The following is a 25,329-nucleotide window of genomic DNA, read 5'->3' as shown; positions in this document are numbered from 1 at the left end:
CCTTAGTTCGTTCCGCTTTCGCGGCCCGCCCTCCGGGGCACTCGCTCTACTTTACCCGAGCTATTCCGTCTCGCCAAATCCGGGGTTTCCCTCGAATTCGCTGAGCGAGGAGTTCGCTCAAGTCCCGCAGAAAATTACACGATGCTTCGTGCTGCTCTTCGTTGGGGTTTGGCAGGACGGCCGCTGCGGGTCTGTGTTGCTCGACCCGCTCGCCTCGCCCGTTTCCCTGCCGGCTCCCAAAACATTACCCGGTGCTCCCCGGGACGCCAAATCGGCCCCCCTCCCTCGCACACGGCCGTTGCCGCTGGTGCCCACCGAGCCGAATGGGGCCAATGACGATACGAAGTGGATCCGACACGAATTGAACACGCCTCACTTCCACCACCCACCACAACAGCCCGAATAGCGACCCCACCCAACAACGCCACGACCGCAGGAAGAGCGGAGGGGAGAGGGCCGATGCCCGCAAGGCGGAAGACGGAAGCCCGCAAGACGCAGGGCGGCAAGGCGCGAGGCGGAAGACGCACGGCGGCAAGGCGCAAGGCGGCAAGGCGGCAAGGCGGCAAGGCGGCAAGGCGGCAAGGCGCAAGGCGCAAGGCGCAAGGCGGCAAGGCGGCAAGGCGGCAAGGCGGCAAGGCGGCAAGGCGCAAGGCGGCAAGGCGGCACGGCGGCACGGCGGCAAGACGGAAGGCGGAAGCCCGCAAGGCGGAAGCCCGCAAGGAGAGGAGGCACGGAGAGGAGGCACGGAGAGCAGGAAGCAAGGGGCGGACACCGAGAGGAGTCGGCGAAGGAAGGGCGGCAAGAGGGAGATCCGCACCAAGCGAGCCGGGTAACGCCAAGAGAGCCGGGTAGAGCCGGGAAAGCCGGGTAGAGCCGGGAAAGCCGGGTAGAGCCGGGAAAGCCGGGTAGAGGCAGAGGAGGAGAAGGCCGGGCGGGAAGCACCAGCCGACAGGCAGGAAGGTCCGGGCAGGCGGAGAAGGCGTCGAGTCGAGCAGAGGAAGCCGATCGGCCAAGGAGAGGGCAGGCTGATCAAGGAGAGGACGGGCCGAAGGAGGGACTGGCCTCCGGGATATGGGAAGGACGGCCAAGCGCTTCAGGAACGCGGGAAGGGCGGCCGAGCGCCTCAGGAATACGGGAAGGTCGGCCGAGCACAGGAGAGCAGGCCAAGGACGACTGCTGCGGAGGACAAAACCCAGGAGGGGAGGGCAGGAGGAAGAGGGAGGAGGGACTGACGCGAGCAACCCCCACCCCTCAGCCCTGATCGGCGAGCTGGCATGGCTGGCTGACGTCGGCTGTCGCTGCCGAGGACGAGTCGGGCACAGCGAGTCGGGCACAGCGAGTCGGGCACAGCGAGTCGGGCATCGCCGGAAGACCATCGGGCGTAGCCGGAAGACCATAGGGACAACCGCCGCGGGCAAGGCCGGCACGGTCAGAGGACAGTGGTCGACCTCCTGGAGGTGGACCGCCGCGGGCAAGGCCGGCACGGTCAGAGGACGGTGGCCGATCTCCCGGAGGTGAAGCAAGCGCGCCGGAGAAGGGCAGGCGGCAGCTGCTGGGGGCGAGGTGGGCGGGCCTATCCCCGTACCAAATCGAATGTTGCCCAGATGTGTTTGGTGTTTGTGGTGCGGTGCCAGCCGAAATTGGTGGCGAACGTCTTGACCAGCCTCAGGCCCAGGCCGCCCAGGCCGACCGGGCGGGTCAGGTCGAAGTGGGGCTCGCCGGTCAGGTCGTGGTCGGCCACGTCGAGGATCAGCAGGCCGGGCTCGCGCAGCAACCGGATGACGGTCGGCGGGCTGCCGTGCCGGAGCGCGTTGGTGGCGAGTTCGGTGCCGACGACCGTCAGGCGGTCCAGGCCGTCCTCGGTGTCGAGGGAGGTGCCGGCGACGGCCGCACGGAGTCCGGCTCGCAGGTGCCGGAGGCCGCCGACGTCGTCGAGGGTCCAGCGGCGGATCTCGATCGCCTCCGGGTACGGAACCGGCGTGGGAGGCGACGTCATGTGCCTATCTTGCCCACTCACGTGGGAAATGCGGATACCCGTAAGAGTCGGCTTCCCCTACCCGAGAGGCCTAGATCACGGCCGCGTGAGCAGGTTTTAGACCGTTTTGTACAGGTTTATGCCTCATACTTTCGGCTAGTGTTCTCTCGACCTGTCGTATAGAGTCTGCATAACCGAACGGCCTAGTGTGCTCATCGGGCGCCCCCGTCGGGGATGCCTGTACGAGCTATGGATACCCACCCGACCCGGGCCCTAACCACAGGGCCGGCTCTCCGGAACGGTGCCAGGGAGGACCACGACATGACCGTCACCGAGACTCAGACCAAGGTGTCGCCCGCGACCAAGGCAAGCGCCGAGGCATCGGCGGACAGCGCTGCGGAGCTGCTCTCCGCGATGGCCGCGATGCCGGCCGGCCACCCGTCGCGTGCCGCGCTGCGTGACCGTGCGATCGAGGCCTGGCTGCCTCTCGCCCGTCACCTCGCCCACCGCTACTCCGGCCGTGGTGAGCCCACCGACGACCTCGTCCAGACCGCCAACGTCGGCCTGATCAAGGCGATCGACAAGTTCGACCCCGAGCGTGGTGTGGACTTCGCGGGTTACGCGATCCCCACCATCATCGGTGAGATCAAGCGTCACTTCCGGGACCGCACCTGGTCGGTGCGGGTGCCGCGCCGACTGCAGGAGCTGCGCCTGGCCATCACCGAGGCCAACGCGACGCTGACCCACTCGCTGGGCCGCTCGCCGCAGGTCTCCGACATCGCCGGCCACCTCGGGATCACCGAGGAAGAGGTGCTGGAGGGCCTGGAGGGCGCCCGCGCCTACAACGCGACGTCCCTCTCCACCCCGATCAGCGCGGACGGCACCACCGAGCTGGGTGACACCCTCGGCGGTGAGGACCACGAGTTCGAGGTCGCCGAGACCCGGGTCGCTCTGGGCCCGGCGCTGGCCACGCTCGACGAGCGTGAGCAGAAGATCCTCACCCTGCGGTTCTACGGCAACCTGACCCAGTCGCAGATCGCCGACCAGATCGGCATCTCGCAGATGCACGTGTCCCGCCTGCTGACCAAGGCGCTGACGAAGCTGCGCGGCCAGCTCGCCGCTGACGTGATCTGACTCTCCGTGTAAAAGTGGTGCCGGCCAGTGGCCGGCACCACTTTTTGTCATGAAGAAATCGCCCGGTCGACACAGGTCTGTGCAGCCGGGGATGCCGGGTACGGCTACCGTGTAGCGGATGCCACCTTCTGCCGAGCTTCCCGGGTTCCTGAACACCGTGGCCCCGATCCTGGACCGATGGGGTTATCTGGCGATCGGCGGCGTGATCGTGGTGGAGAGCTTCGGCGTTCCCGCCCCCGGTCAGACGATCATGGTGGCGGGGTCCATCTATGCCGGCTACGGCCGGATGAACATCTTTCTGGTCGCCCTGATCTCGTTCGTGACAGCGGTGGTCGGCGACAACATCGGGTACTGGATCGGGCTGCGCGGCGGCCGCAAGATCGTGCACCGGTGGGGCAAGTACATCTTCGTGACCCCGGCCCGGCTGGCGAAGGCCGAGGAGTTCTTCGCCCGGCGCGGCAACCGGATCATCGTGGTGGCCCGGTTCATCGACGGGTTACGGCAGCTCAACGGCGTGATCGCGGGTATCACCCGGATGCCGTGGAAGACGTTCCTGCTCTACAACGCGATCGGCGCGGCCCTGTGGGTCGGGTTCTGGTGCACGCTCGCCTACTTCCTCGGCGCCAACCTCGTGACGATCATGGGGCACGTCCACAAGTACCAGTGGCCGGCCATCGGACTGGTGGTCCTGGCCATCGGCACCTACGTGGTGCTGCACGTGCGGCACATCCGCAAACGCAAGGCCCGCACCACCACGGTCGAGGAGACCCAGGCCTGACGAAGACGGTTCCCGCCGCCCACAGCGGGAACCGTCTCCGCTTTCATCCCCCGAGCAAAGTCACGTGCCCTGCGTGGGCTGGGCGTTCGGCGGCTGTCCGTTCGGCGCCTGACCGGGCGCGCCGGCCGGGGCGGTGGCGTTTCCGTTCTCCATGAACGCCACGATCCCGGCGCCCACGCCGCCACCCGCCAGAGCTGCGGCGATCAAGGCTGCGGCCAGGGTCAGCTTGGGGTTGCGGCGGGTTCCGGAGGTCGGCCGGCCGGCGGGTTCGGCGATCGGTTCCGGCGGTCCCACTGCCAAAGATCCGGCTTCGGTACGGGGGACCTGCGCACCCGTGGCCGTCCCGCCAACTCGCGAATCCTCGTTCCAGCCCCGGGCCGGAGCTTCGACGGGGCGATTGCCGGGCGCCGGGCTCCACGAACCGTCCACGACGTCCCGCCCGGTCCGCTCGTCCCGCCCGGTCCGCTCGTCCCGCCCGGTCCGCTCGTCCCGGCTGGCGCTCTCGTCCCGGCCGGCCCGGTGGGCACTTTCGTCACCGCTTTGGTCTCGCCCGCCGGCACGCCACGATCCGGTGCCTCCGGCCGGCGAGTTCCACGACGTGGCCGGTGCCCCCGGGGGTTCGGCACGGGTGAGTGCGGCCGGGCTGTCCCACGTCGTCGTCGGAGACTCGGCGCGGTCCGCGACGGCCGGACTGCCCCAGGCCGCGGTCGGCGGTTCAGCGGGGGACGTGTTGGTCCAGGCCGCGGTCGGCGGTTCAGCGGTGGGCGTGTTGGTCCAGGCCGCGGTTGTGGGCTCGCCGGCGGTGGTGTTCCAGGTCGCGGTCGGCTCGGGGCGGTCGGCTTGCCATGGTTCGGGGTTGCGGGCGGCGGGGTGCCACTGCTCGGTGGCGGTTTCGGAGTTTCCTTCACCCCAGGCTGAGTGACCCTGGTCGGTGCGGCCGTAGTCGGTGTGGGTCCGGCCGGACGGGGTGTTCCAGGGGACGGTCGGGGGTTCGGGGTCGCGGTGGGGGTCGGTGGCCCAGGACGGCGGGATCGAGTCCGGGACCGCGGTGTCGTCCCACTCCGGCGGGATGCGGTCCGGTACCGGGGTCACCATCCACGGGTTCCGGTCCCGGTCCGAGGTGGTTCGCTCGGCGCCCATCGAGGTGTTGCCGTTCCAGGACGAGGCCGGGTCGTAGGCGGCGCTGCGCCCGGAACGGCCCGGAGCGTCCGACCAGCTCTCGTCGGGACGGCTCCGGGAAGCGGGCGCGTCGCCTGGCTCCGTGGGGGCGGGGAGCCAGGCGACGGGCGCACCCCCCGGCTCACCGGACGACCATCCGGCGGAGGAGCGTTCGCCGGAGGCCCGGTTGTCCGGCGAACGCTGGTCGGAGAAGCGGCCGTCGGAATACGGCGAACCCGCATACGGCGAACCGGCGTGCGACGAACCGGGATGTGCCGAACCGGCATACGGCGCATCGGGGTAGCCGGGGGCGGGAGAACGTGGGGTCACGGCGCCGTCGAAACCGGCGGGCGAGTGCCGCGGGGTGACGACGGTGTTGTAGCCGGTGGACTCGACCGAGGTGAATCCGGTCGGGGCGCCGGGGGTGAACGCGGACACCGGGGCGTTCGACGGCGTCGAGTGGTGCGAGCCGGCGTGTGCGGTTCCGGACGGGGACCAGTCGGTCGGCAGCGAGTTGGGGTCGGGCACCTCGGGCAGCCGGGCGCCGGGTTCACCGTGCGGAGTCCGTGGCCGGTACGCCTCCGGGCGTCTCGACATCGGCCCGGTATGGGCGGTCGGATCGTGCTGAGTCATCGGCGCTCCTCGGTCCGCTCGGCTACTGACGCCGAGAAGACTGCCGAGCCCGCCTATGCAAATCCTGTGCGGTCCTTAGGCACCGCATATCAGTCCAGGTCACCAGCGCGAGGCGGGCAGGCGAGGAGAGGGGAGGCCCTGAGCAAGGAAGGCCAGGAAGGCAAAAAGGACGCGGACGCCGCCAAGGTTGCGATGGCTACAAAACGGGCAAGGTTGAAGGGTGGAGGGCCGCGAGCAGGGCGAGTCGAGGAATCCGGGAGATCACCACGCGGGGGCGGGCCGGGTGGTGATCTCCCGGGGCGTGACTGGTCACCACGCGAGGGCGGGCCGGATGGTCGCCGCCCGGCGGCGCGGCTGGTGACCACGCGAGGGCGAGGTGGGTGGCCACCACGCGGGGCGGCGCGGCTGGTGACCACCCGAGGGCGAGGTGGGTGGCCACCCGGGGCGGGGCGGGTGGTCAGAAGCGGGCGAAGCGGGGGCGGATCTGGCCTCCGATGGTGGTGAAGTCGCCGCCGGCGTCCAGGGAACCGGTGGCCGGGTCGGTGGACAGGACGCGGACGCCGATCACGCCGTTGGCGCGCGGGTTCCAGGTGGTCAGGCTGCCGGCGGTGGTGATCGCGGCCAGTTTGACGCGGGGTACCGAACCGTCCAGGCAGCTGCCGTGCGGGCCGTTGCGGGCGGTCCGGCAGACCCGGTCGAAGTGGCCACCGACGTAGGCGATGCCACCGGCCAGGGTGATCGCGGTGGTGTCGCCGTCGAAGACGCGCTGCCAGCGGGGCCGGCCGTCGAGCCGGAACGCGACGGCCCGGCCACCCTGTCCCCCGGTGGCGGCGTAGACCCCGCTGCCGTCGACGGCGATGTCGTTGACCTCGGCGGAGACCGCGGGCCGGAAGGTGCGGTCGAGTGCCCCGGATCCGGCGTCGACGGCGGCCAGGCGGGCCGCGGTCCGGTCGCCGCCGATGCCGCGGAAGGCGCCGCCGACGAAGACCCGGCCTCCGACGGCGGCGAGGGTCTGCACGCGGTCGTCGGCGACCGGCCGCCAGCGCGGGTCGAGACGGCCGGTGGCCAGGTCGAACGCGGCCAGGTTGGACTGCCGCCGACCACTGACGACGCTGAATTTGCCACCGAGGTAGAGGCGGCCGTTGCCGATTGCCAGCGCGTACGGCGTACCGGCAAGGAAATGTCTGAAGGGGGTGAGGGGGTTGCCGTTGGGGTTGAGGCGGGCGAGCGAGTCGCGTCGTTTGCCGGCGATCCGGTGGAAGTCACCGGCGACGTAGACGGCTCCGGGTGCGGCGGCCAGGGCGCGGACCGTGCCGTCGGCGGTGGGTGCCCAGCTCAGCAGGGCGCCGGTGCGGGAGTCGAAGGCGGCGAGGCGTTCGCGGGGCCAGTTGCGCCCGCCCCAGTGCGCCCGGGTGAACGATCCGCCGACGTAGACGGTGGTGCCGAGGTAGGCGACGGCGTGGACGGTCCCGTTGAAGGTGGGCGCGGTCCGGGCGGTGTCGGTGACGGCCCGGTCCGGCACCGCGGCGTGAACAGCGGCGGCGGGTGCCGCGGCGGGGACCGCGGCGGACAGGACGAAGGCGAGGGTCAGGACAAGCAGGCGCACACGTCGTCAACTCTCCCGCACGGGGGAAAGTCGCGCATTTGTCCCGTTTTCCCGGTTTGTCAAGTGTAGTGGCTCAGCCGGGTCGAGCGCCATCCTCTCCGCCTTGCGCAGGCCGAGCATGACCAGCCAGTCGACCAGCTGCCGGTACACCGCGTCCGGGTTCTCCAGCTGATGGGTGACCGGCCAGGACGCCGGATGGACCAGCATCGCGTCGGTCTGCCAGCCGCCGAGACCACCGTGCGACCCGACCAGCTCCTCGAACGCGGACACCTCCTGCGTCTCCGGATCCACCGCACTGATCACCACGAGATCGCCGACGTGCGCGGCGCTCTGATGACGCAGCAGGTCGGCGCGGGCGCGTTCGCCGTACGGCGCCAGCGGGTCGATGCCGACGACCACGCCGGCCCGGAGATCGTGCGAGCCACCGGACCCGTACGCCATCGGCCCCTCCTCGCCCTGAACCACCACCACACCGATGCCGGGGTGGATGGCGAGCCCGCTGATCAGGTGCGGGTGGGCGTGCTCGATCGCGCCCTGCTTGAGCCGGGTCGGGAACCGGGTCAGGTAGATCATCGACAGGTTCCCGGACGAGACCGTGAGCGCGTCGGCGGCGAGCCGGTTCACCACCTCGTCCAGGCCCTCGCCGTGCCGCTGCCGGAACGTCGGCCCCTGACTCTGCCCGTGATCGGAGAGCACCACCAGGTGGTAGTCGCGGGCCGCCTCCGGCGCCAGCCGCTGGAGCACCCCGAGCATCCGGTCCAGGTTCTCCAGCTGGCGCATCGACTCCGGTCGGGCCGGGCCGGCGTGGTGCGCGACCTCGTCGTAGTCGACCAGGTCGCAGTAGATCGCCGGGACACCGCGGGCCATCTGCTCGGCCATCAGCGAGACGTTCACGTCGCGCAGCAGCATCGACGCCGGGCGCAGCGCCAGGAACGCGCCGGAGCGGCTGACCCGGGGCTGCAGGTCGCGGCGGCGCTGCAGACGGGCCTGGTGCAGTTCGGTGACGACCTCGGCGACCCCCAGGACCAGGGCTCGGGTGAACCCGTACGGCGAGGCCATGAACGCCGCCCAGCCGCGCGCCGACCGGCCCGGCAGCGCCGCGTGGCTGACCGTGAGCAGGCTGGTCGTCGCGTCGCCGCTGAACGCGTTGCTGATGCTGACCCCGCCGTCCCGGAGCAGGCCGCGGCCGTCGCTGAGCCGGGTCTCGATCACCGCGGCGTCCCGGGGCCGATTGGCGACCATGATCTTGCCGGTCTCCTTCTCGTACCAGCGGAAACCCGGGATCTGCCGGCTCGCCCCGTGCAGGATCCCGGCCTGCGAGGCGGGTGTGGTCGACGGCAGCCCGGTGTGCCAGCCGCGGGCGGTGTGGCTGCCGGTCCGCAGCCAGTGGCCGAGTGTCGGCAGGTTGCCGGCCCGGATCGCCCAGCGCAGCACCGGCTCGGCCACCCCGTCCAGCTGGATCATCAGCAGGCCCGGTTCGGTGCCGGGCGGGCGGCGGCGGAAGTCCAGCCGGCGGCCGCTTCCCCGGCGGCGGACCGCGCGCATCAGCCGGCGGGCCTCCCGGGCGAACGTGTCATCGGTGCCGCTGTCGGCCAGCCAGTCGATCAGCGCAGCCACGATCACCGCCAGGACCGCGGCGGTCACCAGGCTGGGCAGCCCGTTGATCCGGTTGCCCGGGTCCAGTCGCAGCGCCACCACCATGACCACCACCTGCGCGACCACGCCGAGCAGCATCGCCGCCCAGCCGCCGAGCGCGGTGATGCCGAGCAGCAGCAGCGGCCGCAGCACCGCGCCGGCCACCGCGACCAGCACCACGAGACCGAGGGTGTCGACCAGATCGTTGCTCGCGACACCCGGCATCAGCCACAGGGTCAGGGTCAGCACCACGAAAGTCGTCAATGCGCTGCGCAGCGCGCCCCGAACCCGGGTGAGCAGGGCGTTGATGGGCACCCTCCGACGATAACGGGGCTCAGCGGTCGATCCACACCCAGACGTTGTCGAGGACGCCGTTGAACTGGTCGTTGTCCCGGTAGAAGCCCTTGCCCCCGATGCTCAGCGGCTGATCGTTGGCGACACTCAGCCGGGACGGGATCCGGACCCGCCCGCGGAGCACCTCGTCGACCCAGACCTCCCAGCGGGAGCCGTCCCGCCGGCAGCGCAGCCGGTGCCAGCGGCCGTCGGCCACGGTGACCGCGCTGCGGACCACCCGGATCGCGGGCCGGCGCACGTCGACCAGCACACAGCTGGGGTGCCCGGCGGTGCCGTCGATCTGCAGTTTGTACTGGCTGCTGACCGTCGAGTAGCCCTTCTGCAGCACGTTCTGACCGGCGCTGGTCTGCGCCGGGGCGAGCAGCACGTCCGCGCCGAACGCCAGGTTCCGATCGCCCGGGTTGAGGTCGGCCGAGTCGGCGCTCTGCAACGTCACCTGCGGGCAGAGCAGGGCGGCGCACTTGCCGGGGAAGGCCAGCGCGGTGCCCGGCCCGTGCACGACCGGGCGGACCCTTCCGCCCTGGAACGAGATCACCCGCAGCGTGTGCCCGTCGCCGGACTCGTCGAGGATGTTGCCGGACCGGCCGTTGAAGCCGTAGTGCACGGTCATCGCCGCGACCGGCAGCGCGGGCACCGCACGCCGGGCCGGGGCGCCCGGCGGCACACCGGCCGTGCCGACCGCCCGTGCGGCTCCCGGGTCGGCAGCGGATACCACCACGACGATGACCGAAGTCACAGCACGCAGACGGGGTTTCATGCCCGAATTATGACCTGTTATGTAGTTTTGACGGTTATTTACGGACGGAACTCTTCGGGGCGTACCGGCTTGCTGTCACTCTTGCGCCCGAACAGCCGCCAGCCACGCTTCTTCTTCTCCGGCGCCGGCGCCGCCACCCCGTTCAGAACGTCCAGCCGATGCCGGGCCACCGGGTTCTCCGGTTCCAGCCGCAGCGACGTCATCAGCGCCTGCCGGGCCTGATCGATGTGCCCGAGAGCGGCCAGGGTCACCCCGTGCGTGAAATAGAAGTGCGCCTCGTTCGGGTCCAGCCCCACCGCCGTACGCGCGGCCTGCTCGGCGTCACCCAGCTGCCGGTCCGCGGCCATCAGCGCCCACGCCACCCGGTCGTGCCACAGCGGATTGCGGGGTTCCACGATCACCGCCCGGTACGCCATGCTCATCGCCTCGTCGTGCCGCCCGAGCAGGGTCAGCGCCCGGCTGGCGATAGCAGGCGGCCGGGGATCCTCCGGAGCGAGCTCGACAGCCCGGCTCGCGGCCTCCAGCGCCTGCGGAACCTGATCGAGCGTCAACCGGATCCGGGCCATCAGAATCCACCCCGACGCCGAATCCGGCCGGCTCGCCAACACCGGAGCCAGCATCTCGGCAGCCTTGTCGGGCTGCATGTCCTCGAACAGCTCGGCGGCCCGGGCCACACCGGCCTCACTCGGATCAGCGAACGATCGCCCCCCGACACCGGGCGAGGCGGTCAGATTGAGGTTCAAGCCCGGCGATGCGGCGAGTTCGGTCATCAGGCGACTCCGGGAAGACAGCGAAACTTCACACCAGGCACATCGGCAGGACCACACCATTTCTGAGCTTTCGGTACGCCCGTCAAAAGCCCCGCCCTTTGACGGGCGTACCAGAAAAGGGGTCAGGAAGTTGTCTGGCGTCGGCGCGCTATCAGGATCAGGACCACCGCCGTTGTTGTGGCGGCGGTTATGGCTGCTGGGAGACGCCATGGGGCCGTCAGAGCGTCGGTGACGGCGAAACCCACTGTCAGGGCCGCGCCTACCACCACTATTCGCCACAACGATGCCGTGCTCAGTGTTCTGCCGGAGCCGCCTGGCTCGTCCACGGGGGCCGTCAGCAGGCGTACTGCGAAACCGGCGAACGTTGCGGTGCCCAGTAGGACCGGTAGCCACGTGACGGGGGCCGCAAGGGCCATCAGCAAGGGGATCACCGCTACCGCGGCGGCTGTCAGGGCCAATCTCTGGCGGCTCTGGGTCAGCAGGTCTCGCACGTATCTGCGCAAGCCTGGGTCCAGGCGGTGCAGGAAATAGCCCGCGTACGCGGCGGGGGCCAGGACCGCCACGGCTGCGAAGAGTCGGGCCGTTCCGGGGGACGTGTCCGTGAAACGCCAGCCCAGGTAGGCCAGGAACGCCAGGATGATCGCTGTCCAGACCAGGAACTGGCGTAGTGCCAGGTCCAGCAGGAAGCGGCTCGCCTCCTGTTTCGGGTCGGCTCTCAGAGCCCCCACCAAACCCGAGGCTCCTCTGGCCAGGCGGGTCAGGGCGAACGGGTTGTGGTGCACCACGTCGAAGGCTGCCAACTCGTGCCTTGCCACCGCGTTGTCGGGCTCCAGGGACAGGGCGTCCTTCAGCGCCTGGCGGGCTCGGTCGTGCAGGTTGAGCTGCTTCATCACCATCGCGTACGTGATGCGGAAGTCGGCTTCCTCGGGGTCCAGGCGGATCGCCTCACGGGCCGCGTGTTCGGCCTCCACCGCGTGTCTGCCGTCCTCCAGCAGGGCCCACGCCAGGCGGTTGTGGCGGAACGGGTTCTCCGGCTGTCTGTCGGCCGCGGATCTGGCGGTGGCTATCGCCTGGTCGTGCCGGCCCATCTCGGTGTGCACCCGGCTCAGGGCGGACAGGGCGTCGGGCCAGTCGGGGGCGTGTTCCACGGCTCTGCGGGCCAGCTCGTCGGCCAGTTCGGGTCTCTGCAGGGCCAGCTGTGCGTGGGTCATCAGGACCAGAGCCGGGACGTCGTCGGGGTCGGCGGCCAGGATCGGGCCCAGCAGGTCCGCGGCTGCTGCCGGTTCGCCGCGGCCGAGCTGGATTCTTGCCAGGTCCAGGTTCTGCGTCATGCTCCGGTTCCTAGAGAGCGTCCTCTACGGGGACAGTGCGGTCGTCCTCGGCGGGGACGGTGGCGTAGGCGCGGACCGGGAACGTGCCGAATCCGGCGATCCGGGGTGGGACGGCGGTGAAACGGGCGCCGACGGGTGGGAGTTCGCGCAGGTTGGTGAGGTGTTCGACGACCGGGATACCGGCCGCCAGCAGGAGCGTATGCGCCGGTCGCTCCCCGGAGGCAGCCGGGGAGATGTCGTCGATGTTGACGGCGTCGATGCCGACCAGGACGGCGCCGCGGTCGGCGAGCAGCTCGGCGGCGTCCCGGGTCAGATAGGGGGCGTCGACGCCGTAGCCGTCGGTGGCCCAGTGCCGGTCGCCGCCGGTGTGCAGCAGCACCGCGTGCCCGGTGACCATCACGTGGGCCAGGGTGTCGGCGGTGACACCGCGTTCCCGGCCGACCGCGCGGACCACCACGGCCGGCAGACCGGCCAGCCGGTCCAGGGGCAGCCCGGCCAGGTCGGTGCCGTCGGCGTAGCGGTGGTACGGGCTGTCCAGGTAGGTGCCGGTGTTGCCGACCATGCTGATCCGGTCGATCGCGAACTCGGTGCCGGGCGCGTAGACGGCCCGGGACGCCTCCCTGGTCAGGTGGGCGGTGATCTGCGGTGCGGGCACACCCGGGTGGCTGACCAGCCCGTCGGTGATGACGTGGCTGAGGTCGACGAACCGGACCCGCTCGGCCGGGGAGTCCCCGGCCGGCGGGTGCGGTTCGGCGAAGATCCGGACGTCGCTGACCTCGGCCCGTTTCACCCGTTGCGGGGCGAGGGCGGCGATCAGCAGGTCGGCGATCTCGGCTTCGGTGACGTCGGCGTGCGGGATGACCATCCGGAAGCCGCGCGCGCTCAGCTCGCCCCCGCCGTCGAGGGCAACTTCGGCGTCGAACTCGGCCCGGTACTCCAGCACGGTTGGCTCCCTTTTATCGCACTTCGATCACACCTTCGGTGATCAACCAGATGCCGAAGATAGCGAAGAGTGCGGCGGCTCCGTACTTGATGACCTTTTCGGGTAGATGACGCCCGAGATAGCGGCCCACCACGATGGCGAGCGCGTCGGCCGCCACCATGCCGACCGTGGAGCCGACCCAGACCCCGAACCAGCCGTGCTGGGTGGCCAGCGTGATGGTCGCCAGCATGGTCTTGTCACCCAGCTCGGCCAGGAAGAACGCGCCGGCGACGAACCAGAACGCGGACTTGCCGCCGGCCCGTTCGGCCTTGGTCTTCTCGTCGTCGGTGAGCGAGTCGCCGCGCAGTGTCCAGGCGCCGAAGCCGAGGAAGGCGATACCGGCGATCAGGGAGATCCAGCCGGTCGGGATGGCGGCGCCCAGCCCGTAGCCGATGGCGACCGACACCAGGTGGACCACCGCGGTGGCCACGGTGATGCCGAGCAGCACCGGGACGGTTTTGAAGCGGGTGGCGAACGTCATCGCCATCAGCTGTGACTTGTCGCCCAGCTCGGCGACGAAGATGACCGCGAAGCTGATGCCCAGCGCGGCGAGGAAAGCTTCCACAAGGAACTCCCGGTAGAACACGACCGGGCGTCGGGCGCAGGGCGACCTCGACCCGGCCGTAAACGAATACGGCCTGGTCGAAGGTCTCGCTCGCCCCGGAGACCGAGGCCGCGCGGCCGGAGCCCGGAGAACCGGGATCAGTATGTCGACCGCGACATTGGGAGCTACTCCCCTTCGCGGGACTGAGCATAACTCACGTGCTGGTCAGCGGCCCGGTGACGACCGACACCGGGCCGCCGGGTGTCATCTGCCGACGATCAGGTCCTGCAGCGCCGCGCGCTCGGCGGAGCGGGCCGTCGCCAGCGGGGCCGGTTTGGCGATCGGCTTGCACTGCTTGTCGGAGCGGTCCCCCTTGGCCCGGCCGGGCAGCACCCCGGCGGTCAGGTAGTCGGCGATGGTGTTGTCGACGCAGGCGTTGCCGTAGAGCGATCCGGCGTGGGTGGTGCCGCCGACACCTTCCAGCAGCGCCGAGCGCGGGAAGCGGCGGCGGACCTCCAGGGCGCCGGCGAACGGGGTGGCCGCGTCCAGGGTCTCGCTGATCAGCAGGATCGGCGGGGCCTTCGCGCCGTCGACCCGGACCGGGGTGCCGGCCGGTGCGGGCCAGTGCCGGCAGGGCGCGTTGTACCAGGCGTTGCCCCAGGTCTCGAACGGCGCCTTCTTGTGAATCCGCCAGTTCTCCTCGGACCACGTCTTCCACTCGGCCGGCCACGCCGCGTCGGTGCACTCGACGGCCAGGTAGACGGCGTAGTTGTTGTCGGTGCCGTCGCCGGTCGCGCGGTTCTCGTCCCAGAGCCGCCGGACCGGGGCCGGGTCCTTCTTGTTGACCAGGGCGGAGAAGGCGCGGGCGATCTCGTCCCAGCCGAAGATGTAGTAACCGGCCTGCAGGAAGACGTCGGTCAGCTCGGCCGGGCCGATCCGGCCACCCGCCGGTTTCGCGGTCAGGGCGGTGAGCTGCCGGTAGTACGTCTTCTCCACCGCGTCCGCGGTCCGGCCCAGGTGGTAGACGGAGTCGTGGCGGGCGAGCCACTTGAAGTAGACCCGGATCGCCTTCTCGAAGGCGAGGTCCTGGTCGAGGTTCGCCCGGTACCAGACCCGGGTCGGGTTGACCACGCCGTCCAGGATCATCCGGTGCACCCGGGTCGGGTTCATGGTGGCGTAGACCTGGGCGAGGTAGGTGCCGTACGAGAACCCGTAGAAGCTGATCTTCTCCACGCCGAGGGCCTGCCGGATGCTGTCGATGTCCCGGACGGTGTCCTCGGTGCGCATGTGCCGCAGCAGGTCACCGCCGTTCTTGGCGCAGGCGGCGGCGTACGCCCGGGTGCGGGTGTGCCACTCGTCCTCGATCTTCGGGGTGGCCGGGACGTACGGCGGGCGGAGATCGGTGTTGTATTTGCTGTCGCAGGAGATCTTCGGCTTGCTGGCGCCCACCCCGCGCGGGTCGAAGCCGATCCAGTCATACGCCGCGCCGGCCTTCTTCGGCACACTCTGGCCGACTGTCGCCATCCCGCGCCCGGAGCCGCCGGGACCGCCCGGGTTGACCAGGATGACGCCCTGGCGTTTCGCCGCCGGCGCGGTCGCTCTGATCCGCGACACCGCGATCTGGATCTTCGTCCCGCCGGGCTTCGCCCAGTCCATCGGCACGGTGACGTATCCGCACTCGGCACGGTGCGACTTCAGGGTGCTGTCGGTGCAGGTGCCCCATGCGATCGGAGCCGGCCCTCCGCGCGCCGTCTCGGCTTGGGCGCGGGTGGCCCCGGCGCCGGCCGTGCAGAGCGCGACCGCTGCGGCGGCCGCCCAGATTCTTCTCATTCCCCCATGCTGTGGTTCACACCGGCACACTTCGCCCGCACACGCCGGGTTACCCCCTTTACAGGTGGTTTTTACCGGGGCGTGGTGATCTACTCGGACGCGCCACCCCGGAATCCGCACCTCGGGCTGCCTGATTTGCGACCATTGCGAACCATGGACGAGTTCTGGCTCCGCCCGCGGCTGGGGACAGCGACTCGGGACGGCCGGGCGCCACAGCACTACCTGGTGGCACTGCGACACGCCGTACAGACCTTGGACGCGGACCCCCGCTGGCAGCAGTGGTGGCACGCGTCCGGATTCCGGGACTGCGAACTCGGCATCGTCACCGAGGGCCGGCTCGACCACCTGCGGCCCACCGCCGATCTGCACCGCGTCGACGACCAGTTGCGGGCCAACTTCACCTGCGCGCTGCCGCCGGCCGGCACCGCGCCGGACGAACTCGCCCTGCGTGCCGCCCTGGAGGTACGCACCATGTTCGAGGTGATCCGGGAGGCGATGGCCCTCGCCGACCTGCCGCCCACCCCGGCGCCGTCGCCGCTGCCGGAGGACGCCGACGAGGTCCAGGTCACCGCCAAGAGCCTGCCGTCGATCCCCCGTGAGCTGGAGACCCAGGGCTATCTGACCCTCACTCAGGTCCGGGACTTCTTCGGCTAGGCACTCGTTCCGGACGGTGGGCGCCGGGGTCGCGCTGGCGCGGGATCAAGCGGGGCTCGGCGTGGCCCCCGGCCGGTGGTGTGACCACGACGGCCATCCCGGCCAGGCCGATACCGGCATAGCGCACCGGGGCGAACCGGCGCAGCAGCAGGGCGTGCGCCACGGCCAGCAGCACACAGGCGGCCAGGAAAGCCGGGATCGCCCGGACCAGCGGAAACCCGGACGGCATGTCGAGCAGCGCGGCCAGGTCCCGGAACGCCAGGAAGACCAGGGTGCCCAGGCCGACGGTGGCCAGCACCGGCGCCACGAAGCGTCCCCAGGCCCCCTCCCGCCCGGGGACGCGGTTCAGGTGCAGCAGCGCCGCCACCGAGATCAGCAGCAGCACCACCAGGATGCTCAGGGCGCCGCCGACGATCAGCCAGCGGGCGGTCCGCGGCCCGGGGTCGGCGCCGGCCAGGTAGGCGCCGGTCATCGTGGCGCCGGCGATCAGCGACTGGGTCACCGAGGCGGCCCGGGGCGCGGCGGTCCGGCGGACGGCCGTGCCCAGCACCACCGGCAGCACGTGCTCCCGGCCCAGGGCGAACAGTTGCCGGGCGATCACCTGGTGCAGGGCCAGCAGCGCCGCCAGCACCCCGGCGAGCAGCGCGAACCGGCCCAGCGTCACGGCCCACGGGGAGAGCCGTTCGGCGGCCAGGGAGAAGAGCAGCTCGGAGCCCCGGGCGGCGGCGAGCGGGGCGACCCGGTCCGGGCCGGCCGCCACGATCAGGCTCCAGGAGAAACCGCCGAGCAGCAGGGCGAGCAGCAGGACCGCCCCGTGGGCGCCGTAACCGGCACTGCGGCGGGGCTGGAAACCCTCCTCGGCGTACGCCGCGGTCGACTCGAATCCGGCGAAGGTGAGCACCGCGACGGCGAGCAGCAGGCCGAGCGCCGGCCGGTCCAGCACGGCCGGGTCGGCGATCAGGATCGTGTCGGGGGTGACCCGGTCGCCGGACGGCTGCAGCACGTTCGCGGCGCCGACCCCGGCGAGCACCGCGGCCTGCGCGACGGCGAGCAGCCCGATCACCCCGGCGGCGATCTCGATCCGCATCGGCCCGCAGATCGCGACGAACGCCCAGCAGGCCGCGGCCACCGCCCACCAGGGCAGGGTCAGGCCGAGGAAGCTGCTCAGCAGTGGGGCGGCGGCCAGTCCGGCGAGCGCGTACAGACCGAACTGGATCGCGTGGTAGCCGGCCACCGACAGCCAGGCGACGGCCAGCCCGGCGGGACGGCCGAGACCCCGGGCGACCAGCGAGTACGCCGCGCCGGTGCTGGGGAACCGGCGGGACATCGAGGCCAGGCCGGAGCAGAGCAGCAGCAGGATCACACCGACCGCGGCGAACGCCCAGGGCACGAGTTGACCGGCGCCGTCGGCCAGCACCGCCGGGACCACGGTCACCAGGGTGACGATCGGCGCGGCCGCGGCCACCCCGAGGAAGGCGATCGAGGCGGCACCCACCCGGCCGGCCGCCAGCCCGTGCATCTCCACGGATCTATTCAGTCGGAAACCGGGCGCCTTTGACAACCGTACGTATCGACCCAATGACCGTTCGTGACCAGATTGGCACGAACCTCGAACTGCATGCGGATTTCTCTCAGGTGCCCCGGGCCGAAGCCGACTGCAACCTCGTGCTCGCCACTCAGCAACTGACGGAGTTCCTTGCCGTCGTGGCCGATCGGCCCGACGAATCCGCCGCGCAGCACGCCGCCGTGGAGTGCGCGTTACGCGCCCTCGATGCCGACCTCGCAGTGTTGACGGTCGACGGTGGCGTGGCTGCGGCTGTCGGGGTGCCCGCCGACCAGATCCCGGAGTACGGCCTGATCGCCGGGTATCTGGTCGGCCGGCCGGCGACCCTGCGGGCCGGTGACGTGACCTACATGCTCGCGGTCGCCCCGCTCGGCGGCGCGTCCTCCGGCACCCTGGTGATCGGCCGCGCCTCCCACGACTTCAGTGACGAGGAGGTCTGTCTGCTCCGCGGGATGGCCCGGGTCCTCGAACTGAGCCTGGAGACCCGGCAGCTGACCGACTCGTTGCAGCGCCGGGAGCGCCTGTTCGAGGAGCTGAGCCGGATCCAGCGGGCGATCGCCCGGCGCGAGCCGCTGCCGGAGATCCTGAACCGGGTCACCGCCGGGGTCGCCGACCTGCTCGGTGTCGACGTCGCCGGGCTGACCGTGCTGGAGAACGACGACCCGGGCCGGATGAGCGTGGTCTCCGCATCAGGCGTCCCGGAGGACCTGTCGGCGAAGATGCAGCGGATCCCGGTGGCCGCCCTCGGCGTGGTCGGGTTGTCGATCATGGGGGACGAACTGGTCGCCGTGGACGACTACGTCAACTCGCCGATCGCGGTGCCGGAACTGGTCCAGCACCGGATCAAGAGCGTGATGGCGGTGCCGGTGCACGAGAACGGCCTGGTGGTCGGCTCGATGTTCGCCGGCATGCACACCGCCCGCCGGAACTGGGACGAGGCGTCGCAGGAGATGCTGCGGGCGTTCGCCGAGCACGCCGGCCTGGCGGTCACCGACGCGCGGACGCTGACCGAGATGAACGCGTCGTTCCATGACCCGCTGACCGGGCTGGCCAGCCGGTCGCTGTTCGTCACCCGTACCGAGAACGCTCTGGGCAGTCTGCGCACCGGTGGGGTGGCCGCGCTGCTGGTCGGCCTGGACCGGTTCAAGATGATCAACGACGCGCTCGGCCACGGCACCGGGGACCAGCTGCTGGCCCTGGTCGCCGACCGGCTGCGCGAGTGCCTGCGCACCGACGACACCGCGGCCCGGCTCGGCGGCGACGAGTTCGCGGTGCTGCTGCCGGAGGCCGACACCGTGGAGGCGGCCGTCCCGGTGGCCCGGCGGATCGTCACCGCGATGCGTGAGCCGTTCGACCTGGACGGCCGGGAGACGTTCGTGACCTGCAGCATCGGGGTCGCGTTCGGTGAGGCCGGCAAACACGACGCCCACGAGCTGCTGGTACGCGCCGACCTGGCGCTGTTCGAGGCCAAGAAGGGCAAGGACCGGTACGCGGTCTTCGAGGCGTCGATGCGGGAGTCCTTCCAGAAGCACCTGGAGATGGAGGCCGACCTGCGCCGGGCCGTGCTGCGGCACGAGTTCCAGCTCCGGTTCCAGCCGATCGTGCGGCTGGCCACCGGCGAGATCTCCGGCCTGGAGGCGCTGGTCCGCTGGCAGCATCCGGAGCGCGGGATGATCCCGCCGCTGGACTTCATCCCGCTGGCCGAGGAGACCGGGATGATCGTCCCGATCGGCGAGTGGGTGCTGCGCGAGGCGTGCCGGCAGGCGGCCCGCTGGAACGAGCAGCGCGACCCGGACAAGCCGCTGTCGGTGAGCGTCAACCTGTCCGCGGTGCAGCTGGAGCGGGCCGATCTGCCCGAGCTGGTCGTCTCGGCGCTGACCGACAGCGGGCTGCCGGCCCGGTGCCTGGTGATCGAGCTGACCGAGTCGCTGCTGGTGGATCACCGCCAGGAGACCCTGGACCGGCTTCAGGCGATCAAGGAACTGGGCGTACGCCTGGCCATCGACGACTTCGGCACCGGCTATTCGTCCCTGGCGTACCTGCGCCGCTTCCCGGTCGACATCATCAAGATTGACAAATCGTTCGTGGACGACGTCGGTGACGTGCCCGCCGCGGCGGCGCTGACCCTCGGCATCATCCAGCTCGGCCAGGCCCTGCAACTGTCCACGGTCGCCGAGGGGATCGAGGACGCCGGGCAGCTCAGCGAGCTGGCCGACGGCAACTGCGAGCTGGGGCAGGGCTACTACTTCGCCGAGCCGCTGACCACCGAGGCGATGGACGAGCTGCTGTTCGGCGCGGTCGGGGCGAAACCCGAGTTTGTTGATTAGACCGGTGAAGTTGCCTGTGATGTAGATCCCCGACAACTCCGGTTCCCCTTGACTTCACTCAAGGGGCCGACGGTTGTCGCATGGATGTTCTGCTGACCGTCGTAGTGCCGGTCTACGCGGTCGAGGGCTACCTCTACCAGTGTCTCGAGTCGATCCGCGCCGGACTGACCGCGGAGGAGAACGCCAAGGTCGAGGTCATCGCCGTCGACGACGCCTCACCGGACTCCTGCGGCACGATGCTGGACGACTACGCCACCCGCCACGGTGACCTGCGCGTCATCCACCTGGAGGAGAACGTCGGACTGGGACTGGCCCGCAACGCCGGGCTGGCCCAGGCCCGCGGGTCGTACGTCTGGTTCGTCGACAGCGACGACTGGCTGCCCAGCGGCTCGGTCCGCGCGGTGCTCGAGCGCCTGACCGAGAACGAGCCGGACGTGCTGCTCATCGACCACCTGCGGGTGCACGAGAGCGGCCGGCTGCAGACCGACCCGAGTTCCCCGCTGCTGGCCGGCTCCCCGGATCTGAACCGTCTGATCGGGGTCCAGCACACCGCCTGGAACCGGATCCTGCGCCGCGAGTTCCTGGCCAAGCACGAGCTGAAGTTCCCGGCCGGCTGGTACGAGGACGTCCCGTTCAGCAACCCGGTGCTGATCGCCGCCGAGCGTCTCGACGTGCTGAACCGGGTCTGCTACCACTACCGGGTCGGCCGCTTCGGCGCGATCACCGCGACCCGCAGTGACCGGCACTTCGAGGCCTTCGAGCAGTGGGACCGCTTCTACGCCTGGCTGGACGGGGTGGAGTTCGATCCCGGCCTGCGGGTTCGGGTGTTCACCCTGATGATCAGCCACCTGCTGGTGATCGCCGGCAACGAGAGCCGGGTGCACCCGAGCCGCCGCCGCGCCTTCTTCCGGGAGATCGCCGCGCTCTACCGCCGGCACCGCCCGGCCGGGTATCTGCCGCCGGCTGGCACCCCCGGGCTCAAGCACCGGCTGGTCGCGGCGAACAGCTACGCGATGTACGCGGCACTGCGCACCGGTTACCGGGTGGCGGGCATCCGGCGCCGGTCCACCCAACGGACACCTGTGGTTTCCCGGGACCTCCCCTCTCCGCCACAGCGGGTCAAGACCACATCCCTACGTTGACGGCGTGCTTCGACCCGCCCGTGATTCCGACCGTGACCTGGTGCTCCCCTGGCGCAACCATCCCGATGTCCGCGCCGTCAGCCTGACCAGGCACGAGATCCAGCCCGCCGAGCACGCCGCCTGGTGGGCGAAGCGCAGCGGCAACGTCCTGATCTACGAAGAGGACGGCGTGCCCGCCGGTGTGGTGATCTTCGACGGCACCACCTGGTCGTTCTACCTCGACGTCGCGGGGCTCGGTCAGCGCCTCCTGCCCGCATGGATGCGGCTGGAGAAGGAGGCCGTCGAGTACGCCTTCGGCACGCTCGGCCTCGACACCCTCGGCGGCGAGACGCTCGCCGACAACAAGCAGGTCCTCGCGCTGCACCGGCGATTCGGGTTCCGCGAGACACGCAGATACGAACGGCTGATCGACGGGGTGCCGACGACGGTCGTCTGGACGGAGAGAAACAGATGAGCAGCAAGAAGCCGTACATCGTCGCGGAGATGTCGGGCAACCACAACGGTTCGCTCGACCGGGCGCTGCAGTTGGTGGACGCCGCAGCCGACGCCGGCGCGGACGCCATCAAGATCCAGACGTACACCGCGGACACCATGACCGTGAACGTGGATCATCCGCGCTTCCGGCTGTCCAAGGGCCACGAGCTGTGGGGCGGCGAGCACCTCTACGACCTCTACGAGCGGGCGCACACCCCGTGGGACTGGCACGCGCCGATCTTCGAGCGGGCCCGTGAGCGCGGCATCACCCCGTTCTCCAGCCCGTTCGACCGGACCGCGGTCGAGCTGCTGGAGAAGCTGGACGCGCCGATGTACAAGATCGCGTCCTCGGAGATCACCGACCTGCCGCTGATCCGTCTCGCCGCCGCCACCGGCAAGCCGATCATCATCTCCACCGGCATGGCCACGCTGCACGAGATCACCGCAGCGGTCGAGGCCGCCAAGGGCGCCGGGGCCACCGACATCACCGTGCTGAGCTGCACCGCGTCGTACCCGGCCCCTCCGGAGCAGACCAACCTGCGGCGCATCCCGGTGCTGGCCGAGGCGCTCGGGCTGCCGATCGGGCTCAGCGACCACACGATGGGCATCGGCGTGCCGATCGCCGCGGTGGCGTACGGCGCGGTGCTGATCGAGAAGCACTTCACCCTGGACCGGGCCGACGGTGGCGTGGACTCGGCGTTCTCGCTCGACCAGGCCGAGCTGAAGCTGCTGGTCACCGAGTCGGAGCGGGCCTGGCAGGCGCTCGGCACCACGGCGATCGGGCCGACCGAGGCGGAGCAGGAGAGCCTGCGGTTCCGGCGGTCGCTCTACGTGGTGGCCGACGTCAAGGCGGGCGACCCGGTGACGCCGGAGAACGTGCGCTCGATCCGGCCGACCGGTGGTCTGCAGCCGGACGCGATCGGGACCGTCCTCGGCCGGACCTTCACCGCGGACGCCGCCAAGGGCACCCCGCTGACCTGGGACCTGATCTAACAGTTGAGGGGGGCTTCACGGCCCCCCTCAAAAAGCCTACTTCTTGACCTTCTTGTACGCCCGTTTCGCCAGCATCAGCGACCGGCCGCCCCAGGTCCGCCGCAACAGCTGCAGCTCCCAGTCCATCTTGCTCAGTGCCGAGTCGCGCGAGCGGATGATCTGCTCGTTCCACTCCATCATCGCCAGCAGGTGACTGGCCTGGTAGCGCTGCCGCCACAGGGCCTCGGTCAGCTCGTGGTACCCGGCCACGTCCAGCGGCGCGGTACCCGGCTGCACGGCCAGCAGGGCCAGCCGGTGCGCCTGCCGTTCGGCCGGCCCGAGCCCGAACTCGGCGCTGTCGATCACCACCTGGAGATCGATCGCGGCCCGCAGCTCGTCGTCGGCGAGACTGCGCCCCGCCATCCCGGCCAGGATGGCGGCCAGGTCGGCGGCGCTCGCGGTGTTCGGCCACGGGTGCGGGCGTCCCCAGGTGATCAGCCGGACCGCGAACTGCCACAGGGCGCGGACCAGCACGATCTGGGCGGGCACCGGTTCGGCCGGCGACCAGCGCGCGGACATCACCACCGGGCCGTCCGCGGTGATCCCGAGGTCGGAGAGGTCGGCGAGGGCCCGCGGTCCGCTGACCGGGCCGGCGCCGAGCCACGACTCGTACTGCGCGATCTCCTGCCGCAGGCGCCGCACGTCGGCGGCCGCGCACAGTTCGAGCAGCCGGTCCTCCAGCCGGTCCGCGGCGACCGGGTTCACGATCCGCTCGCGGACCAGGCTGTCCACCCGGCCGGTGACCCCCGGCTCGGCGGCGTCCGGGGTATAGACCCCGTGCACGTCGCTGACCAGCACGTCGTGCCACTCCCGGGCCGGTTCGGTGTCGCCGGGGGCGTGCGCGACGACCAGCCAGCCGCCGGCCACCGTCTCCTCGGCGCCGGCCCGCAGGGCCCGGTTCACCAGCCGGCGGGGGTCGCTGAGGACCGGGCGGCCGCGGAAGGCGACGGTGTAGGCCTGCGCGAGAACGGTCCGCAGCCAGGGCCGCAGCGGCGACGTGACGTCGCCGAGGGTGACACCGCCGATGAGTACGGCCGGGTCGCCGGGCTCCGGGAACGCGGCGTAGGCGGCATCTACGACCAGTCCCGCCCCGGTCAGGTGCGCGGTCAGCTGGGACCGGGCGGCCGGGCCCTCGGTGGTCTCGGACGGGTGCCAGGCGGCGTCGTCGCGGTGCCGGGCGCCCGGGTCGAGCCGGACCGTGTGGTGGGCGCCGAGCTGGTTGTCGTGCATCAGGATCAGGGCGCCGTCCGGGCGGACCGCGGCGGCCAGCCGGTCCAGCAGCTCCCCGGCGGCGAGCTGGTCGCCCTCGGCCGAGTTGAGGCGCTGGATCCCGCCGGCGGCGACCACCAGGTCGTACCCGCCGGTCAGGTCGGCCTTGCCGAAGGCGCCGGACAGCACGGTGATGCCGGGGTGGGCGCGGGCGGCGGTCTCCGCGTCGATCAGCGAGCGCAGCAGCCACGTCACCTCGGCGCCGGCACCGGCCAGCGCGGCGACCAGCCCGTCCGGGTGCGGGCCGGCGACCAGGACGGTCCGTCCCGGCCCGGCGTGTTCCAGGACCAGGCGGGTCAGCAGCTGGTTGTCCCGGCCGTCGGTGTCGGTCCAGTTGAACATCTCGCCGCCGGACCGGATCAGGTTGGTCAGCGGTGGGGCGGCGACGGCCGCGGCCATGTCCGGACGGTCCGGCATCACACGTACCCTTCCTTGGGCCAGCCCAGCAGCTTGCGCAGCTCGGCGGGACCGGCCAGTTCATCGGCGCCCAGTTGTTCCCGGGCGAGCTGGTGACAGGTGGCGAAGTCGGTCTGCTTGCCGTAGACGTCGGGCCACTGGCGGTGCAGGCGCGGTTCGCCGCCGAACGTCATGTCGGCGTTGTCGAGCACCATCGGGTCGCCGTAGACGGCGGCCTCCCGGCCGGCCAGCAGGCCGTACCAGATGGCGCTGCACAGCCGGTTGGAGACGACCCGCCGGTGGCGGCGCAGTTCGGCGAGCTGGCCCACCAGGAAGTCCCGGTTGCTGTCGCGCCACCAGAATCCCCGGTACCCGTGACAGATGACCCGGAACCCGGCTTTCTCGTAGAGCGCGCGCACGTTGCGCATCCGGTACTCGTTCCAGTACAGGCACGCGGTGACCGGTCCGGTCTCGGTCTCCAGGACCTCGTCGATGAGGCGCTGGTGGTCGCCGTGGACCTGCTGGCCCTCCCAGCCGTGGAAGGGGTAGAAGATGGTGCCCTCGCCGGGGCCCTCGACGGGCGGGGCCATCTCCACCAGGTAGGCGAACGGCGCACCGACCACCGTCACGTTGCGGCGGCCCTGCGACCAGGAGCGGCGGCGGGTCTCCTCGGACCAGACGAAGAGCGGGGCACCGGACACGTACGGTGTGCCGGGCGCGAGGCCGTCCCCGATGTTCCAGCCGTGTTGCAGGTACCCCCGGATCCGCGGCGGGTGCATCGCATCCGGGATGTTGCAGTAACGGGCCAGAATGTGCGCGTGCCCGTAGTGGTGATTCGCGTGGTGCATCGTCAGTACCGCTCCGTCCGCGTGCGGAGCCGCACGTTATCAGCCGTTCCTACGCCAATCCTGCCCGCTTTATAAGGCAGATGCCCCTTTTGTCGGCCGAAGCCGCCGACAGACAATCGCGAAGTCACCCCCTCGA

20 protein-coding genes are annotated in these 25,329 nt (G+C 70.9%); 7 read left to right on the top strand and 13 right to left on the bottom strand.

Annotated elements, in window-relative coordinates; all coding sequences use genetic code 11:
* Positions 1–1,573: 1,573 nt before the first annotated feature.
* On the bottom strand, positions 1,574–1,996 hold the full coding sequence (locus Aco03nite_RS44855; protein WP_203807807.1) for an ATP-binding protein: 423 nt from the start codon (positions 1,994–1,996) through the stop codon (positions 1,574–1,576).
* Between the two features lie 393 nt (positions 1,997–2,389).
* On the opposite strand from Aco03nite_RS44855, the gene Aco03nite_RS44850 reads away from it, so the two are divergent.
* Together Aco03nite_RS44850 and Aco03nite_RS44845 are read left to right on the top strand one after the other, a co-directional pair.
* Positions 2,390–3,109 (top strand): SigB/SigF/SigG family RNA polymerase sigma factor, encoded by a 720-nt coding sequence (locus Aco03nite_RS44850; RefSeq protein ID WP_239145956.1) that lies wholly within the window; start codon positions 2,390–2,392, stop codon positions 3,107–3,109.
* Between the two features lie 118 nt (positions 3,110–3,227).
* Complete coding sequence (locus tag Aco03nite_RS44845; RefSeq protein WP_203807803.1) at positions 3,228–3,887, top strand: DedA family protein; 660 nt, start codon at positions 3,228–3,230, stop codon at positions 3,885–3,887.
* Between the two features lie 60 nt (positions 3,888–3,947).
* Here Aco03nite_RS44845 and Aco03nite_RS44840 read toward each other — a convergent pair whose 3' ends face one another.
* The 9 genes from Aco03nite_RS44840 to Aco03nite_RS44800 form a co-directional block, all read right to left on the bottom strand.
* On the bottom strand, positions 3,948–5,678 hold the full coding sequence (locus Aco03nite_RS44840) for a hypothetical protein (protein ID WP_203807801.1): 1,731 nt from the start codon (positions 5,676–5,678) through the stop codon (positions 3,948–3,950).
* A gap of 457 nt (positions 5,679–6,135) precedes the next feature.
* Positions 6,136–7,284 carry a PQQ-binding-like beta-propeller repeat protein gene (locus tag Aco03nite_RS44835; RefSeq protein ID WP_239145952.1) on the bottom strand — a complete coding sequence of 383 codons (1,149 nt, stop codon included), beginning with the start codon at positions 7,282–7,284 and terminating at the stop codon, positions 6,136–6,138.
* Positions 7,285–7,290: 6 nt separating this feature from the next.
* The gene (locus Aco03nite_RS44830; RefSeq protein WP_203807799.1) at positions 7,291–9,234 is read right to left on the bottom strand and encodes an alkaline phosphatase family protein; all 1,944 of its coding nucleotides are present in this window, start codon (positions 9,232–9,234) and stop codon (positions 7,291–7,293) included.
* Between the two features lie 19 nt (positions 9,235–9,253).
* Positions 9,254–10,030, bottom strand: a complete 777-nt coding sequence (locus Aco03nite_RS44825) for a LamG-like jellyroll fold domain-containing protein (protein WP_239145951.1) — start codon at positions 10,028–10,030, stop codon at positions 9,254–9,256.
* A gap of 38 nt (positions 10,031–10,068) precedes the next feature.
* Complete coding sequence (locus Aco03nite_RS44820) at positions 10,069–10,800, bottom strand: tetratricopeptide repeat protein (protein WP_203807797.1); 732 nt, start codon at positions 10,798–10,800, stop codon at positions 10,069–10,071.
* Between the two features lie 122 nt (positions 10,801–10,922).
* Positions 10,923–12,131 carry a tetratricopeptide repeat protein gene (locus Aco03nite_RS44815; RefSeq protein WP_203807795.1) on the bottom strand — a complete coding sequence of 403 codons (1,209 nt, stop codon included), beginning with the start codon at positions 12,129–12,131 and terminating at the stop codon, positions 10,923–10,925.
* A 10-nt stretch (positions 12,132–12,141) separates the two neighbouring features.
* Positions 12,142–13,074 (bottom strand): cyclase family protein, encoded by a 933-nt coding sequence (locus tag Aco03nite_RS44810; protein ID WP_239145950.1) that lies wholly within the window; start codon positions 13,072–13,074, stop codon positions 12,142–12,144.
* 13 nt (positions 13,075–13,087) lie between these two features.
* On the bottom strand, positions 13,088–13,678 hold the full coding sequence (locus Aco03nite_RS44805; RefSeq protein WP_203807793.1) for a TMEM165/GDT1 family protein: 591 nt from the start codon (positions 13,676–13,678) through the stop codon (positions 13,088–13,090).
* A gap of 243 nt (positions 13,679–13,921) precedes the next feature.
* The gene (locus Aco03nite_RS44800) at positions 13,922–15,487 is read right to left on the bottom strand and encodes an alpha/beta hydrolase (protein ID WP_203807791.1); all 1,566 of its coding nucleotides are present in this window, start codon (positions 15,485–15,487) and stop codon (positions 13,922–13,924) included.
* Between the two features lie 153 nt (positions 15,488–15,640).
* Here Aco03nite_RS44800 and Aco03nite_RS44795 point away from each other — a divergent pair, with 153 nt between their 5' ends.
* Entirely contained in the window at positions 15,641–16,141 is a 501-nt protein-coding gene (locus Aco03nite_RS44795; protein ID WP_203807789.1) for a hypothetical protein, read from the top strand.
* Here the strand turns inward: Aco03nite_RS44795 and Aco03nite_RS44790 are convergent.
* Positions 16,113–17,660 (bottom strand): amino acid permease, encoded by a 1,548-nt coding sequence (locus Aco03nite_RS44790; protein ID WP_203807829.1) that lies wholly within the window; start codon positions 17,658–17,660, stop codon positions 16,113–16,115. The two genes, Aco03nite_RS44795 and Aco03nite_RS44790, sit on opposite strands and share 29 nt — an antisense overlap.
* Before the next feature lie 59 nt (positions 17,661–17,719).
* Here Aco03nite_RS44790 and Aco03nite_RS44785 point away from each other — a divergent pair, with 59 nt between their 5' ends.
* The 4 genes from Aco03nite_RS44785 to pseI all read left to right on the top strand — a co-directional run bounded on the left by Aco03nite_RS44785 (position 17,720) and on the right by pseI (position 22,641).
* Positions 17,720–20,032, top strand: coding sequence for a putative bifunctional diguanylate cyclase/phosphodiesterase (locus Aco03nite_RS44785; protein ID WP_203807788.1), 2,313 nt, complete (start codon positions 17,720–17,722; stop codon positions 20,030–20,032).
* Positions 20,033–20,112: 80 nt separating this feature from the next.
* Entirely contained in the window at positions 20,113–21,174 is a 1,062-nt protein-coding gene (locus Aco03nite_RS44780; RefSeq protein WP_203807786.1) for a glycosyltransferase family 2 protein, read from the top strand.
* Between the two features lie 4 nt (positions 21,175–21,178).
* Positions 21,179–21,628 (top strand): GNAT family N-acetyltransferase, encoded by a 450-nt coding sequence (locus Aco03nite_RS44775; protein WP_203807784.1) that lies wholly within the window; start codon positions 21,179–21,181, stop codon positions 21,626–21,628.
* Entirely contained in the window at positions 21,625–22,641 is a 1,017-nt protein-coding gene (gene pseI / locus Aco03nite_RS44770) for a pseudaminic acid synthase (protein WP_203807782.1), read from the top strand. The genes Aco03nite_RS44775 and pseI overlap by 4 nt, the downstream gene beginning before the upstream one ends.
* A gap of 36 nt (positions 22,642–22,677) precedes the next feature.
* On the opposite strand, the gene Aco03nite_RS44765 is transcribed toward pseI, so the two are convergent.
* The gene (locus Aco03nite_RS44765; RefSeq protein WP_203807781.1) at positions 22,678–24,366 is read right to left on the bottom strand and encodes a hypothetical protein; all 1,689 of its coding nucleotides are present in this window, start codon (positions 24,364–24,366) and stop codon (positions 22,678–22,680) included.
* Positions 24,366–25,193, bottom strand: a complete 828-nt coding sequence (locus Aco03nite_RS44760) for a hypothetical protein (RefSeq protein WP_203807779.1) — start codon at positions 25,191–25,193, stop codon at positions 24,366–24,368. The genes Aco03nite_RS44765 and Aco03nite_RS44760 overlap by 1 nt, the downstream gene beginning before the upstream one ends.
* Positions 25,194–25,329 lie beyond the last annotated feature (136 nt).

It is taken from the genome of Actinoplanes couchii (assembly GCF_016862075.1).
Lineage (GTDB): Bacteria > Actinomycetota > Actinomycetes > Mycobacteriales > Micromonosporaceae > Actinoplanes > Actinoplanes couchii.
The sequence above is the reverse complement of the archived record's forward strand: the minus strand, read 5'-3'. Positions and strand labels throughout refer to the sequence as shown.

Coding starts and splice junctions, on each gene's coding strand:
- Aco03nite_RS44850 (WP_239145956.1), top strand. CDS start 2,390: ATGGCCGCGATGCCGGCCGGCCACCCGTCGCGTGCCGCGCTGCGTGAC.
- Aco03nite_RS44845 (WP_203807803.1), top strand. CDS start 3,228: ATGCCACCTTCTGCCGAGCTTCCCGGGTTCCTGAACACCGTGGCCCCG.
- pseI (WP_203807782.1), top strand. CDS start 21,625: ATGAGCAGCAAGAAGCCGTACATCGTCGCGGAGATGTCGGGCAACCAC.
- Aco03nite_RS44840 (WP_203807801.1), bottom strand. CDS start 5,678: ATGACTCAGCACGATCCGACCGCCCATACCGGGCCGATGTCGAGACGC.
- Aco03nite_RS44825 (WP_239145951.1), bottom strand. CDS start 10,030: ATGAAACCCCGTCTGCGTGCTGTGACTTCGGTCATCGTCGTGGTGGTA.
- Aco03nite_RS44815 (WP_203807795.1), bottom strand. CDS start 12,131: ATGACGCAGAACCTGGACCTGGCAAGAATCCAGCTCGGCCGCGGCGAA.
- Aco03nite_RS44795 (WP_203807789.1), top strand. CDS start 15,641: ATGGACGAGTTCTGGCTCCGCCCGCGGCTGGGGACAGCGACTCGGGAC.
- Aco03nite_RS44800 (WP_203807791.1), bottom strand. CDS start 15,487: ATGAGAAGAATCTGGGCGGCCGCCGCAGCGGTCGCGCTCTGCACGGCC.
- Aco03nite_RS44790 (WP_203807829.1), bottom strand. CDS start 17,660: ATGCACGGGCTGGCGGCCGGCCGGGTGGGTGCCGCCTCGATCGCCTTC.
- Aco03nite_RS44780 (WP_203807786.1), top strand. CDS start 20,113: ATGGATGTTCTGCTGACCGTCGTAGTGCCGGTCTACGCGGTCGAGGGC.
- Aco03nite_RS44760 (WP_203807779.1), bottom strand. CDS start 25,193: ATGCACCACGCGAATCACCACTACGGGCACGCGCACATTCTGGCCCGT.
- Aco03nite_RS44765 (WP_203807781.1), bottom strand. CDS start 24,366: ATGCCGGACCGTCCGGACATGGCCGCGGCCGTCGCCGCCCCACCGCTG.
- Aco03nite_RS44785 (WP_203807788.1), top strand. CDS start 17,720: ATGACCGTTCGTGACCAGATTGGCACGAACCTCGAACTGCATGCGGAT.
- Aco03nite_RS44820 (WP_203807797.1), bottom strand. CDS start 10,800: ATGACCGAACTCGCCGCATCGCCGGGCTTGAACCTCAATCTGACCGCC.
- Aco03nite_RS44855 (WP_203807807.1), bottom strand. CDS start 1,996: ATGACGTCGCCTCCCACGCCGGTTCCGTACCCGGAGGCGATCGAGATC.